This window comes from Clostridium estertheticum subsp. estertheticum, from assembly GCF_001877035.1.
Classification (GTDB): Bacteria; Bacillota; Clostridia; order Clostridiales; family Clostridiaceae; genus Clostridium_AD; species Clostridium_AD estertheticum.
This window is the reverse complement of record NZ_CP015756.1, coordinates 260,929-276,875: the sequence shown is the minus strand read 5'-3', so window position 1 is coordinate 276,875 and position 15,947 is coordinate 260,929. Positions and strand designations below refer to the sequence as shown.

Here is a 15,947-nt window from a genome sequence, read left to right as displayed (position 1 = left end):
AATTTAAAACAATTTTTGTCGAAAAATAAATTGTTGTTTATTATGTAAATGATATCAAAATAGCATATCAATAGTCTAAAACCATGCACTTATCTTTTTTCTTGAATGCACGTATTCCTTTTGTTATAATAAAGTTAGTAAAAGTTAATATTATTATTTGCTTTTATTAATTCATATGTTTGTAGGTGATACTAATGTCGGGATCCCAAATAACTAAAAAAGCTCTTGCTCTATCAATTAAGAAATTAATGGAGACAATACCACTCGCAAAAATTTCAATTCGTCAAATTGCAGATAATTGTGGCGTTAACAGACAAACCTTTTATTATCATTTCAAAGATAAATTCGATCTTGTAAACTGGATTTATTATACTGAAGCCATAGAAAATTTAGCCGGTGGCACAAACTATGAACATTGGACTGATGCCATGTATAAAACTTTAACATATTTAATGAACAATAAATCCTTTTATACTAATGCTCTTAATACTCCTGGTCAAAATGCATTTGATGGGTACCTTTTTAAAGAAACCTATGATCTTATTATGGGAGTAGTAAACGATGTTTCCTCTGGCATAAAAGTTTCAACTACTGATAAAAGTTTTATTGCAGATTTTTACACTCATGCTTTTGTAGGTATAACAGTACAATGGATAAAAAATAGTATGAAGGAACCTCCAAAGATAATGGTAAATAAATTAAACGAGGTAGTTGAAGGAAGTATGTTAGGCGCTTTAACTAGATATACTATTTCATGCCTATAAACACTTTATAGATAAAAAAAAGGTTGAATCAAATTATTTTGACACAACCTTTTATAATAGAAAATAAGTTATTTATTACTTTGTCTTAAATACTCTTCAATGAAACTATCAATATCGCCATCCATAACTGCATCTACATTTCCTACTTCTATATTAGTTCTATGATCCTTAACCATACTATATGGATGAAAAACATATGATCTAATTTGACTCCCCCAACCATTTTCTTTCAAATCCCCGGTTAAGTCTTCTATCCTATCCTTTTTCTCACTTTCCTTTAAAATCAAGAGTTTCGCCATAAGCATCTTCATTGCAGTTTGTTTATTACTATGCTGACTTCTCTCATTTTGACATTGCACTACAATGCCAGTAGGGATATGTGTAATCCTTATAGCTGAGTCAGTTTTGTTTACATGTTGACCTCCTGCACCTCCGGACCTATATGTGTCTATTCTAAGGTCATCAGGCTTTATTTCAATATCTTGATCCTCAGTAAGTTCAGGAAGAACTTCGCAGGATGCAAATGAAGTTTGCCTCTTGCCATTTGCATTAAAAGGTGAAATTCTTACCAGTCTGTGAACGCCCTTTTCAGCCATTAAATATCCATAGGCATACTCACCCGTAATTTTTAATGTAACTGCTTTAATACCTGCCTCATCCGATGGTTGATAGTCTAAAACTTCAACTTTATATCCCTTTTTTTCGCACCATCTTGAGTACATTCTATAAAGCATTTCTGTCCAATCTTGGGCATCACTTCCACCCGCACCGGTATGAAGTGTTAAAATAGCATTATTTTTATCATATTTTCCAGACAATAAAATTTCTAACCTAAACTGATCAGCAATACGCGCTAAATCTTTAAGTTCAACTTTTATTTCTACTAAAGAGGAATCATCCCCTTCATCGGAACTTAACTGCGTTAACATTTCTAAATCTTCTATCTTACTAATCAATAGATTAATTCTATCAATTTTATCCTTAATTCCCTTAGCTAATTTAGTAATTTGTTGAGCTTTTATAATGTCTTCCCAAAAACTAGGTTCCTGCATTTTAAACTCGTATTCCTTTAACTCTTTTTCCATAGATGTTACGTCAAAGAGACACCATTATTTCTTCGACATTGCCCTTTAATATGTTTAAACCACTCCATATTTCTTCAACTAATATTACCAATATTAACACCTCTTCTATTATATTAATCATCTCCTGCGGAGCTGAATATCAATGACTTCAGAAGGCTATTTATACTCTCACTTATAAAAGTGGAGGACTTACCTTCTGAAATGTCATTAAAAAGAGGCATGCAAAGTAAATTGTATGCCTCTTTTTTAACTTCTAATTAAATCATCATGTTATAACTATTATCTGCCACAACAGTTTTTATATTTTTTCCCTGAACCACAAGGACATTCATCATTTCTTCCTGTTTTAGCTTCTTTTATAGTTGGTTCTTGTTTAACAGAATCATCATGATTAGTTGATGTTATTTGTGCAACCATTTCTCTCTCTGGTGCTCTTTCTATTTGAACATGGAATAAGTATTTAATAGTTTCTGTCTTTATGTTATAAATCATTTCAGCAAACATGTCGCTACCTTCCATTTGGTACGCTTGTGTTGGATCTTGCTGCTTATAAGCTCTAAGTCCAATACCTTGCTTTAAATGTTCCATATCATCAATATGATCCATCCATTTACTATCTACTACTCTTAAAAGAATAACTCTTTCAACTTCTCTTATTTGTTCATCATCAAAATCTTCTCCCCTTTGGGTATAGATTCTCTGAGCGATTTCTAAGAGTTTTTCCTTGATTTCTTCATTAGTTAATTTCCCAAGCTCATCTACTGTAACCATATCTTTTGGAAGAAATATTTCCTCAAAATAACTAATTAATTTTTCAAGTTCTTCATCAAGTTCTTCTTCAACATCAGTAATATGCGAATCAACTGTGGTAAAAATAATATCTTTTATCATATCTTGAATTTGTTCTTTAGTATCTTCACCTTGAAGAACTTCTGTTCTTTGTTTATAAATTATTTCTCTCTGTTGGTTCATTACATCATCATATTGAACAACATTTTTTCTTATATCAAAGTTATTTCCTTCAACCTTCTTTTGAGCACTTTCTATAGCACCACTTACCATTTTGCTTTCAATAGCATCTTCATCAGTTAATCCTAACTTCCCTACAACACCTTGAAGTCTATCTGAACCAAATATTCTCATCAAGTCATCTTCTAGCGATATATAAAATCTTGTACTTCCTGGATCACCTTGACGACCAGCACGACCTCTAAGTTGATTATCAATACGCCTAGATTCATGTCTTTCAGTTCCAATTATCTTAAGTCCACCAACTTCAATAACGCCATCGAAAAGTTTAATGTCCGTACCACGCCCTGCCATATTAGTTGCTATAGTAACCATACCAAGTGACCCTGCATGAGCTATTATTTCCGCTTCTTTCTCATGGTATTTAGCATTAAGCACTTGATGAGGAACCCCTTTTCTCTTAAGCATCTCAGATAATAATTCTGATTTTTCTATACTTACAGTACCTACAAGTACAGGTTGATTTATCTTATGAGTTTCAACTATTTCATCTATTATAGCCTTATACTTTCCTCTTACAGTCTTAAAAACTAAATCCGCATTATCAAATCTTGCTAAAGGCTTATTTGTAGGTATTACTAGTACATCAAGTCCATATATTTCTCTAAACTCATTTTCTTCTGTAAGCGCAGTACCAGTCATACCTGCTATTTTAGAGTACATTCTAAAATAGTTTTGGAATGTAATAGTTGCAAGAGTTTTTGACTCTTTTTCAATTTTTACGCCCTCTTTTGCTTCAATTGCTTGATGAAGCCCATCACTATATCTTCTACCTTCCATAAGTCTTCCAGTAAATTCATCTACAATAATTATTTCTCCATCTTTTTCCATGTAATCTTTATCTTTTCTCATAATATAGTTTGCTTTCAAAGCTTGAACTACGTGATGCTGTATATTCATGTTTGTTGCATCAGCATAGTTATCTAAACTGAAAAACTTTTCAGCCTTATCTATACCTTCATCAGACATTATAACAGCACTGGCTTTTTCATCTATAGTGTAATCTTCTTCTTTTACTAATGTCTTTACAAAATGATCTGCCACTTTATAAAAGTCTGTAGATTTTTCTCCTTCTCCAGATATTATAAGTGGTGTTCTAGCTTCATCTATTAATATAGAGTCAACCTCATCCACGATTACAAAGTTTAATTCCCTTTGAACTCTTTCTTCTTTATAAACAACCATATTATCTCTTAGATAATCAAATCCGAATTCATTATTTGTACCATATGTTATATCTGCATCATAAGCCGCATGCCTTTGAGTTTGATCTATATCGTGAATAATTACACCCACTGTAAGACCCAAAAATTCATGTATTCTACCCATCTCTTCTTTATCTCTTTTTGCAAGATAATCATTAACTGTAATTACATGAACACCTTTTCCTTCTAGGGCATTCAAATATGATGGAAGCGTAGCCACAAGAGTCTTTCCTTCACCAGTTTTCATTTCCGTTATTCTTCCTTGGTGAAGTATTATTCCACCAATTAGTTGCACTCTAAAATGCTTCATTTTAAGAACTCTCCATGAAGCTTCCCTAACTACTGCAAATGCTTCAGGCAAAATATCCTCTAAAGTCTTTCCATTACTTAAACTAGCCTTAAATTCTTCTGTTTTCGCTTTAAGTTCTTCATCACTTAAATTAGTCATCATTGGATCTAATGCTTCTATTTTATCGACTGTTGAAGTTATTCTTTTTATTTCTCTATCACTATAACTACCAAATAATTTTTTAATTAAACTCATATTTTTTCATCCTCACTATTCTTTTTAATACTTCCCAAATATACACTTGTAAAGTATACCACTTAATTTAATTCTATTCAACTTATACAATTGTATACTTTCTATTAATTTTAATTTTTAAAGTTAAAGCTAAAAAAGGATTAAAGTAACCATGATTACTTTAATCCTTTAAATCTTAAAACTGTGGTTCTATCAACCCATAATTTCCATCTTTTCTTTTATATACTACATTCACTTCTGAATTACCATTCACTTCTGTACTGCCATCACTCATATATACAAAGAAACTATGTCCAACTAACTCCATTTGAAGCACTGCTTCTTCTGCAGACATCGGTTTGAATGCAAATTTCTTTGTTTTTACTATTTTAGGTTCTAAACCATTATCTTCACTATTATCATATTGTGGTATACCCTGAAATTTAAGGGATGTTCCTTTATTTCTTTTTTCTAATTTCGTTTTATTTTTTCTAATTTGTCTTTCTAATTTGTCAACAACAAGATCTAATGACGTATACATATCATCATTTACTTCTTCTGATCTCAAAACAACTCCATTAAAAGGTATTGTAATTTCTATAGTATGTCTGTTCTTATGGACACTCATGGTTGTCTGAGCTTCCACATCCGGATTAAAATACTTATCTAATCTAGATATTTTCTTGTCTATCATATTTCTTAATGCTTCTGTTACTTCCATGTTTTTTCCTATTACTTTAATTTTCATACGTACAACCCCTTTCTAATATCCACATAACGTTTTATATTTAATAATGCTATATGTTTTGTATCTCAATTCTATTACACTTAATGCTAAATAGCAACCATAAATTCAGAATTTACGTAATATTAAAGCAATTTAAATGACAATCCCTTAATATTCCTAATTATTACTCTATTTCTTTATGTGAATTGTTAATTAACTATAATTGTTTTTATGTTTCAATCGTTTACATAAACGAAAAAATAAAAACTCCTAATATTATATTAGGAGTTTTTATATAGTAAGTTAGTTGACCTGGTCTTTGCCCCCACACTCGCCTGCTGGAGCTTTTGCTACCCAGAATTACCTTCTCACTACTAACACTCTCGCTCGTTAAAACGGCAGGACTAACCTCTAAGCCGCACCATGCTCACTAAACTTTGTTTAACTTACGTGGATCGTTTCGCCTGCGACTGGCCTCGACTTTCAACCACAAACCTAACTTACTACAATCAGTATTATACATTACTTTTGGCTATAGTCAATATAAAAATATTATTCGCTCCATTCTCTTTTAGCATATGTGCGCAATGAAACGCTGTAGCCCCAGTGGTTATAACATCATCTACAAGTAAAATATTTTTATTTTTTATAAACTCGCTTCCTTTAATTTCAAAGCATTTTTTCATATTGTCCCACCTTTGATCGCCACTTAGACCTATTTGATCTTTAGTATCTTCCGTTTTAATCAAATTGCATGTAACTGGAATACTTAAAAATTGTGATAAGTATTTTGCCAAAAACTCACTTTGATTATATCCTCTATTTTTTAGTGCTCTTTTAGTCATAGGTACATAAGATATTAAATCAAACTCCAAATAATTATTTTTAACAGATTCCAGCATATATTTAGCCAAAATTTCGCCACATATAAAATCATTTTTATATTTGAGTCTAATAATCAGTTCTTTAACAATACTCGAATAATAAAACACTGACCTTGCAACATATTCTTCTTCGCTACTACCTATATAAAAGCTTTCCTCGGAGCGTCTAAGTTTTTTTCTACATACAGTGCATAGCGCTTCACTTTCTTCACTATATCCACTACATATTACGCATGATTCATCACCAGAATATATAACTTGAACTAAACAATAAAGTATCTTTTTTATATATTTAATAATCCTCTTTCCCACGCTTTCTCATTAAATTTACTAGCCATACTTTTAGCTTTATCCATTTGAACAGTTTGGGCATTAGCTAAAAATATAGCCTCGCCCCTTTGTATATTCTCAAATCTTCCGACCTTGCTTGATAAAAAAAATAATTGTTTATAGTCAAATTTCACGTTATCAGCAAAGTAAACTATAACATCAATCGAATGGAATTCTAAATAGTTTTCTTCAAAGTCATTTGTTACAAGTATTCCCTTATCTTTATTCATAAAGTTTACTTTAATATTATCATCGCTTCTACTTTTAATAAATAAAACTATATTTTCACTTAACTTTTTTTTAAAATTACTAAGGTACGCGAATACTGACATAGCCTTTTGTGCGTCCGGCACAAATATTATTACCTTTCTGTTAGATATTATTGACCAATTTAAATATTCATAAACTACTAAAGGTATATCCAGACTAAGATTTATTCTAGTAGTTATAATCCTAGGCTCAATAATTGGGATATTAGCATTTTTTATCGGAAACATAATTGTATTATCTTCGCTTAAAACATTTTCTACACAATATGCTATAGCTAAACCGCCTATGTTTCGCATTTTCAGTAATATATTTTTTATTTGCTCTTTATTAAACTTTGGGAAACTCCTAATATCATTATAAATAACCAAATCAAATTTTTCTTGTAGGTTTAATGCATTCTCATGGCTACATATATATAAATACCCACCTTCACTCCTATAATTTGTTGTAGATGAATACACATATTGACGTAGATTACTAAATTTATTAATATAATAAAGAATATCAGTGTTACGTTCGTCTTCATTAGTTATATACAATATTTTTTTGTTTTCATTTGCATATGTTACTATAGTTTTTAAGAATATATCAGAGGAATTGTAAAATACAGATACAATATCAATATTATTTTCACCATTTATGTAAGCTTTAAAAATTTCCTTACTAATTTCATCTTTTTCCTTACTAAGGTTTAATTTTGCGTAGTAAACCATGTAAAATCTCCTTTATAATTAAATAATCACCTGCGGCGTCGTAATATTAATCTAGACTGAGATTTGCATCTACTATTTGTTTTATTCTAAATCCCAGTGCAGAATATCTCTCGAAACTTCTGTTATTGTCTTTCATGAAACTAATAGCTTTTCTCTCTCCCACTAAAACAACCATATTTTTAGCCCTAGTTATACCTGTATATAGCAAATTTCTATTCATTAAAAGTGGTGGCCCCATAAACATAGGCATAATTACAACTTCAAACTCACTTCCTTGACTCTTATGTATCGTTATAGCATAAGCAAGCATTAGTTCATCTAAATTCACACCCTCGTATTCTACGCGCTTATCATCATCAAAAATGACAACAACATTCTCATTATCATCATTAATATCTTCTACATAACCTACATCACCATTAAAAATTCCAGTGCCATCATCTGCCTTTGCGTTCATTTTATGCCACTTCATAGAGTAATTATTTTTTATTTGCATAACCTTGTCACCAACTCTAAATATGGTATTTCTAAATTCTTTTTCTTTTTTACCTTTAATTTTAGGATTTAATATTTTCTGAAGTTCGATATTTAAATTTTCTATGCCGAGTATGCCTTTCCTCATGGGTGATAATATTTGAATGTTCTTCATTTTATCCCACTCTTTATTAAAATTAGGTAATCTTGTATTTATTAAAGCTATTATGTTATTTAAAGTTTTCTCCGGTTCATTGTTTTCAATAAAATAAAAATCTTTACCCTTTTTATTTAGAATAGGCATTTCACCATTATTAATCTTATGGGCATTTACAATAATCATACTTTCCTGTGCTTGCCTAAAAATCTCCTTAAGTTTAACCACCTTAACACTTTTGCTATCAATAAGGTCTCTCAGAACGTTACCCGGTCCAACTGATGGTAACTGATCAACGTCACCAACTATTATAAGTCTAGTCCCTATTGTAATCGCATTTAACAAACTATTCATAAGCATTATGTCTATCATAGATGCTTCATCAACAATTAATACATCACAATCAAGTGGAGATTCCTCGCTTTTAGTAAACTGCGAACTGTCATCTCCACCTATCCCAAGCTCTAGCAGTCTATGTATTGTTTTCGCTTCACGCCCAGTAGCTTCAGTCATCCTTTTCGCAGCGCGTCCTGTGGGAGCAGCCATATACACTTTAAGTCCTGCTTTTTCAAACATTTCTATAATGCAATTGATTATAGTTGTTTTACCTGTACCTGGTCCTCCTGTTATAATTTCAATACTATTTTCCATAGCCCCGCAAATTGCACTTCTTTGAGAAGTCGCAAATTGTATATTTTTTTCGTTCTCAAAATCATTAATTTTTTCTTCTATATCTATTTCTAATTCTTCATACTCTTCTATAGATAAGGTTATAATTTTTTTAGTTATACTTAATTCACAATAATAAAAAGGCATAGTAAAAACGCAGTCTTCTTCATCTATATTCTCAATCTTCAATTTCCCGTTCAATACATTATCATAAATATTTTTCTCAATTTCTTCATCAGTAACCCCAAGAATGTTTTTAGATTGCTTATACAATTTAAAAAGGGGCATATAAGTGTTTCCCATAGCACAGAATTCATTAACCACATAATTAATCCCACTTTGTATTCTAAAAGGTGATTCTTTATCAATCCCTAAACTCCGCGCTATCTTATCTGCAATTTTAAATCCTACACCGGAAATAGTTTCAGTTAGTACATAAGGATTATCTTGAACTACTTTTATCGATTCTGCTCCATACTTTTTATATATTTTTACACATTGGCTAGGTGTTACTCCATATGTTTGAAGAAATATCATAATATTTTTTACTTCTCGTTGCTTTGCGTAAGATTCAAATATTAACTGAATCTTTTTTTGTCCTATACCATCAATTTCTTTTAATTTTTCTATCTCATTATCTAATATATTCATAGTATCTTCGCCAAAGCGCTGTACTATTTTTTTAGCAGTTACAGGTCCTATTCCCTGAATAACTCCTGAAGATAAATATTTTTCTATACCCATAAGTGAGCTAGGTATAATTTCCTCACATTGGACTATCTTAAATTGTTTACCAAATTGAGGATGATTGACCCACTCTCCAGTTAACTTCAGATTCTGACCTTCACTTATATATGGCACAACGCCAACCACGGTTATTTGTTTTTTATTATCATTTAAATGAGCAATCATATATCCATTGTCTTCATTATGAAATACTATATCTTCGATTGTTCCTTGTATTTCTGACATAAAATCTCCCCTATTTATAAATTTATATAATAATATTATATCATATGTGTTATACAACTTTTATCAATAGTATACCTCTATCTTAAGTTTTATCAAAATTCTAATTAATAATCCATAAATTGCATAATAAATATGGTTTTATAATTGTTTTACTTTAAAATTAATAATTATATACGCAAAAGAAGGATAACAATTATTAATTGTCATCCTTTTTTACTTATATTATAAATATTTTTTTATTTCATCAACCTTATTTAATTTTTCCCAACTTAAATCCAAATCATTTCTTCCAAAATGTCCATAAGCTGCTACTTGTTTATAAATAGGTTTTCTAAGATCTAATTCTCTTATAATAACAGCTGGTCTTAAATCAAATACTTTTTCGATTATTGCAACTATTTTATCGTCAGAAATTTTTCCTGTTCCAAAAGTTTCTGCTTCTATAGATACTGGCTTGGCTACACCTATAGCATAAGCTAACTGAATTTCTAATTTATCTGAAACCCCTGCAGCTACTAAATTTTTAGCAACCCATCTTGCAGCATATGCAGCTGATCTATCAACTTTCGTTGGATCTTTTCCTGAGAAACATCCACCGCCATGTCTACCAGATCCTCCATAAGTATCAACTATTATTTTTCTTCCTGTTAAACCAGAATCACCTTGTGGTCCTCCGATAACAAATCTACCTGTAGGATTTATATAATATTTCGTATTTTCATCTAATAATTCACTTGGAACTATTGGCTTTATTACGTTTTCTATTAAATCTTTTTCAATTTGATCATGAGTTGCTTCTACTCCATGTTGAGTTGAAATAACAATAGTATCTATTCTAACTGGTTTATTGTCTTCATACTCTACAGTAACTTGAGTTTTTCCATCTGGTCTCAAGTATTTTAATGTACCATCTTTCCTTACTTCACTTAATCTTCTTGCTAATCTATGTGCCATAGAAATTGGAAGAGGCATATACTCTGGTGTCTCATTAGTGGCAAACCCAAACATCATACCTTGATCTCCAGCGCCTATTGAATCAACTTTCGATGTACGGCCTTCCTTAGACTCTAAGTCTTCATCAACACCCATAGCTATATCTGATGATTGTTCATTAATAGATGTAATTACTGCGCATGTACTAGCATCGAAACCATATTTCGCTCTAGTGTATCCTATACCTTCAATAGTATTTCTAACAACTTTAGGAACATCTACATAACAATTAGTTGTTATCTCTCCCATAACCAATACCATTCCAGTAGTAACTGCAGTTTCACAAGCAACTCTAGCGTAAGGATCTTGTTCTAATATAGCATCAAGTACAGCATCTGAAATTTGGTCACAAATTTTATCTGGATGTCCTTCTGTAACTGATTCTGATGTGAATAATCTTTTCATATTAATTCTCCTTTCTAATGCTAAATAATAATTTTTTATAAAAATAAAACCCCTTCCAAAAATAAGAAGAGGTGTTTTATCCATCTCCCTTATCTTGCAGATTATAACTGCAGGAATTGGCACCATGGTGCATAGCACCGGTTGCCGGGTTTCATAGGGCCTTTTTCCCTCCACCTCTCTTGATAAGAGTTATCAATATTAAGTTTTCATTATACTACCACATGCAATCAGCAGTGTCAACATATCAATTCTTTTAGATTAAATAAGTAAAAAAAGACATCTATTGATGTCTTTTGGTGGAGGAGGATGGATTCGAACCATCGAAACATTACGTAACAGATTTACAGTCTGCCCCCTTTGGCCACTCGGGAACTCCTCCATATGTGGAGCTAGCAATAGGAATTGAACCTACAACCTGCTGATTACAAGTCAGCTGCTCTACCGTTGAGCCATGCTAGCATATACTTATTCGATTATAAAAAAATTGTTATGGTGGGAACAACAGGGTTCGAACCTGTGACCCTCTGCTTGTAAGGCAGATGCTCTCCCAGCTGAGCTATGCTCCCAGAATTAAATAAACACGATAAATGGTGGAGGAGGATGGATTCGAACCATCGAAACATTACGTAACAGATTTACAGTCTGCCCCCTTTGGCCACTCGGGAACTCCTCCATATGTGAAGCTGGCAATAGGAATTGAACCTACAACCTGCTGATTACAAGTCAGCTGCTCTACCGTTGAGCCATGCCAGCACATTATTAATATATCGTTTTGCCGTGTCGACAAGGATTATTATACAACTTAAAAAAATAAATTACAAATTTATTTTCCTTAAATAAACGACTTCTTCTCTACATTACTATATCATTCTCATATTTACTCAGTATTAAACGCTAATACAACTTTTTATTATTCAAGAGTTTTTTTATATAACCTACCTAAATATAGTTAATTCAGTTCTTCTGCCAAGTTCATATCTATAAACCTTCCAGCAACTTTCCGAACTTTGTCATATTCTTTTTCCGATAAATCTTTTTTCAATAATTTAAGTGCTTTAAGAACCCCTCCCTCAACATCTTTAGCATATAAATATTCCTTCACTTTCTTATACTCCTCTTTATCTAACTTCATACTTACATACAATAACTTGATTTTATCAGAAGTAGTTAAATTTTCTTCTATTTTTGATGCGGATACTTTAAAAACTGCTTTTTCATTTTTTTCTATATACTTATAATAATTTTCTAGACTATCCTTCTCCTCCTCATTTTTTTTAGTATCTAGATCTGATGAAATTACATTTGAGCTACTACCGCTCACCTTTTCTTCTTCTTTTTTATAATTACTACTCAATTTTTTATCCTGCATATTATCCCTTATAAGCACTTTAACCCCATCATTATTAGTTGTTCTTGAATTAGAATGTTTTGTATACTCAGCCACCTCAGGTTTATGCAAATTATTAACATAGTAATGATATGAAACCATGCTAATCACACTTACTAAAGTTGAGAATATAATAATGAATAACGAATTAATTCTTTTCATAAAATATCACCCCAAATAATTATTATATATAGATTATTTGCCAATTAATGATTTTTTTATTCTTTATAATAATAATGCTGGGAGTTTATTCATATAAATGATTCATAGGAAAATAAATAAGAATTGTTTTTCAAAGGCAGAAATGCAAGGAGGTATATTTCTTGAGCAAAGCTAAAACCCATTATAAAGACCCTTTAGCATACTATACAATTTCTAATTTTCTAAAAGACTATATTGACAAAAACACTCTAGTCGTTTGCATAGGTACCGATAGATGTATAGGTGATTGCCTTGGACCTTTGGTTGGTACCTTTTTAAAGAATAGTTCCTTTCCATTACCCGTTTATGGCACTATAGATAATCCAATTCATGCCTTAAACATAGATAGTAAGTTATCTGAAATAAACGCTAAACATCCAAACTGCACTATCATAGGTGTTGATGCTTGTCTCGGCGATATTGCAAATATTGGTGAAATCCAAGCTAGGAATTATCCAATCCATCCTGGTAAAGGCGTAGGTAAAAACCTTCCTAAAGTAGGCAATATCTCATTAGTTGGTATAGTAGATTCAAGTAATGATAGTGAATTATTCACTAATAGAAACATAAGACTTAGTTTAGTAATGGAAATTGCTAATGTTTTAAGTAGATCCCTTATACATTCATATTATTTATACTCACTTACCACTGATCAAAACAATTTAATTCCTATTAACATGCTCTAATTACTTTATCTATAATAATTAATAATGTTTTAATTTTTTTAAAATATATAAAAATAAGCAATACAATTATTAGAATAATTGTATTGCTTATTTTTATAGCTTGTTTACACTTTTTACTTTGATAAATAATTGTTATATCCACCAAATGAATTACCTAATTTATCCACGTAATCCAATACTTTACCTGTTCCGAGTGCTACACATGATATCGGGTCCTCAGCCAAATATACTGGAACCTTAGTAACCTCTTGTATTAATTTGTCGAGTCCCTTTAACAATGAACCTCCACCAGTCATAATTATACCTTTATCAGCTATATCCGCCGATAACTCAGGCGGTGTTTTTTCTAACACTGAATGTGCACATCCCGCTATTTGCGATACTGCCTCTTTTAAAGCTTCTCTCATTTCCTCGGATGTTACTGCCAGATTTTTCGGAAGACCTGTAACTAAGTCCCTTCCTCTTATCTCCATGCTTTCCTCTTCATCTTGTCTATAAGCACAACCTATGTTGATTTTTAAATCCTCTGCAGTTCTCTCTCCAATCATTAATTTATGCTTTTTCCTAATATATTTTATGATATTTTCATCAAACCTGTCTCCAGCTACTTTAATAGATTCACGTACGACCATGCCTCCTAAAGAAATAACCGCAATATCGGTAGTACCTCCACCAATATCAATAACCATATTACCACTTGCTTTACTAATGTCGAGTCCAGCTCCTATCGCTGCCGCTAAAGGTTCCTCTATAAGTTGAACTTTTTTAGCTCCTGCATTTCTAGCTGCATCTTCGACTGCTCTTCTTTCCACTTCAGTTGACTCACAAGGGACGCAAATCACAACCCTTGGAGCGGATAATCTTCTTTTACCACAAGCCTTCTTTATAAAGTGTTTTAACATTTTTTCAGTTATATCATAATCTGAAATAACACCGTCCCTCATAGGACGTATTGCCACAATATTTCCCGGCGTTCTTCCTATCATTTGCCTAGCTTCTTCTCCAACTGCTAATACCCTATTATTACTTCTATCTATGGCAACAACAGAAGGTTCTTTTAAAATAACGCCTTTTCCTTTGATATATACAAGTACTGTTGCTGTTCCTAAATCAATTCCCATGTCCGTGCCCATTTTTAAAAAAAACATCTCAAAACTCACTCCTGCTCTTTAGTATATTAGAATAATTAGATTATACTAAACTCTATTACATAAAGCCATAAAAATATCCTTTTTTACCAATAATATTTTTTATAGTTTTTAGTTTGAAATGTTTTATCCTTCAATTGCCTTATATTTAAGCCTAGTTGCATCTCCACCTCTAATATGTCTTTCAGCTTTATTTAAATCTAAAATTGTTTTTGCCTCACTAGCAATTTTAGGATTCAATGTTGGTAATCTCTCAGTCATGTCTTTGTGTATAGTACTCTTGCTAACTCCAAATACCTTGGCGGTTCTTCTTATTGTGGATTTTGACTCAATAATATACTTAGCAACTTCCAATACTCTGTCTTCAATATAGTCTTTCAAAGTGTTACCTCCTAAACCCTTCTATATTAATAAATATGCAATACCTTGCTTTTAAATTCCATTCCAATTAGTCATCTGACCATATATTTCGGAAAAACAACTAATTGAAATGGTCATATTTTTTATTTTGTTTTTGTGGATTGGTATTTATCATATTTTATATATTTAGCAGGATCAATATTCGTATTATTTTGCAAAACTTCAAAATGCAAATGAGAACCATATACTTCTTTATATGAATTTAAACTAGAGTTTCCCACTGTACCAATTTGCTGTTTCTTACTTATTTTATCGCCCTTTTTTACTAATATTTTTTCACTTAAGCTAGTATATTTAGTAACAAGGCCATTTTGATGATCTATTACAACCATATTCCCATTTTGACCTACAACATCAGTACCAACTTCTTTAACTATTCCATCCATTACCGCAACCACCGGCTCACCTGTTTTAGCTTGAATGTCAACTCCTAAATTTGTTCTATAGCTTCCATCAGTCTTAAACACTACTGAATCAATTTCTTTTGAATATGCTCTTGCGAGTAGCCCATTAGCCACTGGATTTGCAAATTGAGCATTAACTGAGCTAGAAACTGCAGCAGTTGCTACACTTTTTATGTTAGGCACTGGTTTAAGTTCTTTAGTCTTAGCTATATTTTCTTTTTTCACTTGAAGAGCACCATCGTATTTCTTTTGATTCCCTCCATTTACATTACCTGCATTCGCTTGTTCCTTTTGTACTGCTTCCTGCTTGCTTGCAATTTTACTTTTATTATTTGCTGTTATAGATGCCACTGCAGCTACTATACATAAACAAACAAATAAAATTACGTAGAAGCCCTCCTTCTTGAAAAAGTTTAATGCCTTATTGTTTGCGTTTTTATTCATACAAACACCTCCATTTGTATTTTTGTCCATAATTTAATAAAACATACATTTTTATTA

At 31.5% G+C, this 15,947-nt stretch carries 13 protein-coding genes, 5 tRNA genes and 1 riboswitch; of the genes, 2 read left to right on the top strand and 16 right to left on the bottom strand.

The annotated features are described in order from the left end of the window. The first annotated feature begins 194 nt into the window (after positions 1–194). The gene (gene dhaS, locus A7L45_RS01325) at positions 195–764 is read left to right on the top strand and encodes a dihydroxyacetone kinase transcriptional activator DhaS (protein ID WP_071611099.1); all 570 of its coding nucleotides are present in this window, start codon (positions 195–197) and stop codon (positions 762–764) included. 68 nt (positions 765–832) lie between these two features. Here dhaS and prfB read toward each other — a convergent pair. The 13 genes from prfB to A7L45_RS01260 form a co-directional block, all read right to left on the bottom strand. Continuing rightward, positions 833–1,940 (bottom strand): peptide chain release factor 2 gene (gene prfB / locus A7L45_RS01320; protein WP_224616812.1). Its coding sequence is split into 2 segments (ribosomal slippage): positions 833–1,861 and positions 1,863–1,940, totalling 1,107 coding nucleotides; the frame shifts between segments, so codons are not numbered across the junction. Between the two features lie 188 nt (positions 1,941–2,128). Next, positions 2,129–4,627, bottom strand: coding sequence for a preprotein translocase subunit SecA (gene secA, locus A7L45_RS01315; protein WP_071611097.1), 2,499 nt, complete (start codon positions 4,625–4,627; stop codon positions 2,129–2,131). A 175-nt stretch (positions 4,628–4,802) separates the two neighbouring features. Continuing rightward, the gene (gene hpf, locus A7L45_RS01310; protein ID WP_071611096.1) at positions 4,803–5,354 is read right to left on the bottom strand and encodes a ribosome hibernation-promoting factor, HPF/YfiA family; all 552 of its coding nucleotides are present in this window, start codon (positions 5,352–5,354) and stop codon (positions 4,803–4,805) included. Between the two features lie 494 nt (positions 5,355–5,848). Continuing rightward, entirely contained in the window at positions 5,849–6,529 is a 681-nt protein-coding gene (locus A7L45_RS22695) for a ComF family protein (protein ID WP_071614816.1), read from the bottom strand. Further along, positions 6,502–7,530: a hypothetical protein gene (locus tag A7L45_RS01300; RefSeq protein WP_071611095.1), complete on the bottom strand. Its 1,029-nt coding sequence runs from the start codon at positions 7,528–7,530 to the stop codon at positions 6,502–6,504. Before A7L45_RS01300 ends, A7L45_RS22695 begins: the two co-directional genes overlap by 28 nt. Before the next feature lie 46 nt (positions 7,531–7,576). Further along, positions 7,577–9,802 (bottom strand): SF1B family DNA helicase RecD2, encoded by a 2,226-nt coding sequence (gene recD2, locus A7L45_RS01295; protein ID WP_071611094.1) that lies wholly within the window; start codon positions 9,800–9,802, stop codon positions 7,577–7,579. 222 nt (positions 9,803–10,024) lie between these two features. After that, positions 10,025–11,200, bottom strand: a complete 1,176-nt coding sequence (metK, locus tag A7L45_RS01290) for a methionine adenosyltransferase (protein WP_071614815.1) — start codon at positions 11,198–11,200, stop codon at positions 10,025–10,027. An 86-nt stretch (positions 11,201–11,286) separates the two neighbouring features. After that, a riboswitch (SAM riboswitch) is annotated at positions 11,287–11,389 on the bottom strand. Between the two features lie 105 nt (positions 11,390–11,494). After that, positions 11,495–11,579, bottom strand: a tRNA-Tyr gene (locus A7L45_RS01285). Positions 11,580–11,584: 5 nt separating this feature from the next. Next, positions 11,585–11,659, bottom strand: a tRNA-Thr gene (locus A7L45_RS01280). A 31-nt stretch (positions 11,660–11,690) separates the two neighbouring features. Further along, a tRNA-Val gene (locus tag A7L45_RS01275) sits at positions 11,691–11,766 on the bottom strand. A gap of 22 nt (positions 11,767–11,788) precedes the next feature. After that, a tRNA-Tyr gene (locus tag A7L45_RS01270) sits at positions 11,789–11,873 on the bottom strand. An 8-nt stretch (positions 11,874–11,881) separates the two neighbouring features. Further along, positions 11,882–11,953: transfer RNA gene (locus A7L45_RS01265), tRNA-Thr, on the bottom strand. Between the two features lie 196 nt (positions 11,954–12,149). After that, complete coding sequence (locus A7L45_RS01260; RefSeq protein WP_071611093.1) at positions 12,150–12,749, bottom strand: hypothetical protein; 600 nt, start codon at positions 12,747–12,749, stop codon at positions 12,150–12,152. Positions 12,750–12,910: 161 nt separating this feature from the next. Here A7L45_RS01260 and yyaC point away from each other — a divergent pair, with 161 nt between their 5' ends. After that, entirely contained in the window at positions 12,911–13,474 is a 564-nt protein-coding gene (gene yyaC / locus A7L45_RS01255; RefSeq protein WP_071611092.1) for a spore protease YyaC, read from the top strand. A gap of 113 nt (positions 13,475–13,587) precedes the next feature. Here the strand turns inward: yyaC and mreB are convergent, their stop codons facing one another. The 3 genes from mreB to A7L45_RS01240 all read right to left on the bottom strand — a co-directional run bounded on the left by mreB (position 13,588) and on the right by A7L45_RS01240 (position 15,890). Continuing rightward, positions 13,588–14,622: a rod shape-determining protein gene (gene mreB / locus A7L45_RS01250; RefSeq protein ID WP_071611091.1), complete on the bottom strand. Its 1,035-nt coding sequence runs from the start codon at positions 14,620–14,622 to the stop codon at positions 13,588–13,590. A 126-nt stretch (positions 14,623–14,748) separates the two neighbouring features. Further along, the gene (gene spoIIID, locus A7L45_RS01245) at positions 14,749–15,003 is read right to left on the bottom strand and encodes a sporulation transcriptional regulator SpoIIID (protein WP_071611090.1); all 255 of its coding nucleotides are present in this window, start codon (positions 15,001–15,003) and stop codon (positions 14,749–14,751) included. A gap of 122 nt (positions 15,004–15,125) precedes the next feature. Next, positions 15,126–15,890: a M23 family metallopeptidase gene (locus tag A7L45_RS01240; protein ID WP_071611089.1), complete on the bottom strand. Its 765-nt coding sequence runs from the start codon at positions 15,888–15,890 to the stop codon at positions 15,126–15,128. Between the last annotated feature and the right edge of the window lie 57 nt (positions 15,891–15,947).

Coding starts and splice junctions, on each gene's coding strand:
- dhaS (WP_071611099.1), top strand. CDS start 195: ATGTCGGGATCCCAAATAACTAAAAAAGCTCTTGCTCTATCAATTAAG.
- secA (WP_071611097.1), bottom strand. CDS start 4,627: ATGAGTTTAATTAAAAAATTATTTGGTAGTTATAGTGATAGAGAAATA.
- hpf (WP_071611096.1), bottom strand. CDS start 5,354: ATGAAAATTAAAGTAATAGGAAAAAACATGGAAGTAACAGAAGCATTA.
- A7L45_RS01300 (WP_071611095.1), bottom strand. CDS start 7,530: ATGGTTTACTACGCAAAATTAAACCTTAGTAAGGAAAAAGATGAAATT.
- recD2 (WP_071611094.1), bottom strand. CDS start 9,802: ATGTCAGAAATACAAGGAACAATCGAAGATATAGTATTTCATAATGAA.
- metK (WP_071614815.1), bottom strand. CDS start 11,200: ATGAAAAGATTATTCACATCAGAATCAGTTACAGAAGGACATCCAGAT.
- A7L45_RS01260 (WP_071611093.1), bottom strand. CDS start 12,749: ATGAAAAGAATTAATTCGTTATTCATTATTATATTCTCAACTTTAGTA.
- mreB (WP_071611091.1), bottom strand. CDS start 14,622: ATGTTTTTTTTAAAAATGGGCACGGACATGGGAATTGATTTAGGAACA.
- A7L45_RS01240 (WP_071611089.1), bottom strand. CDS start 15,890: ATGAATAAAAACGCAAACAATAAGGCATTAAACTTTTTCAAGAAGGAG.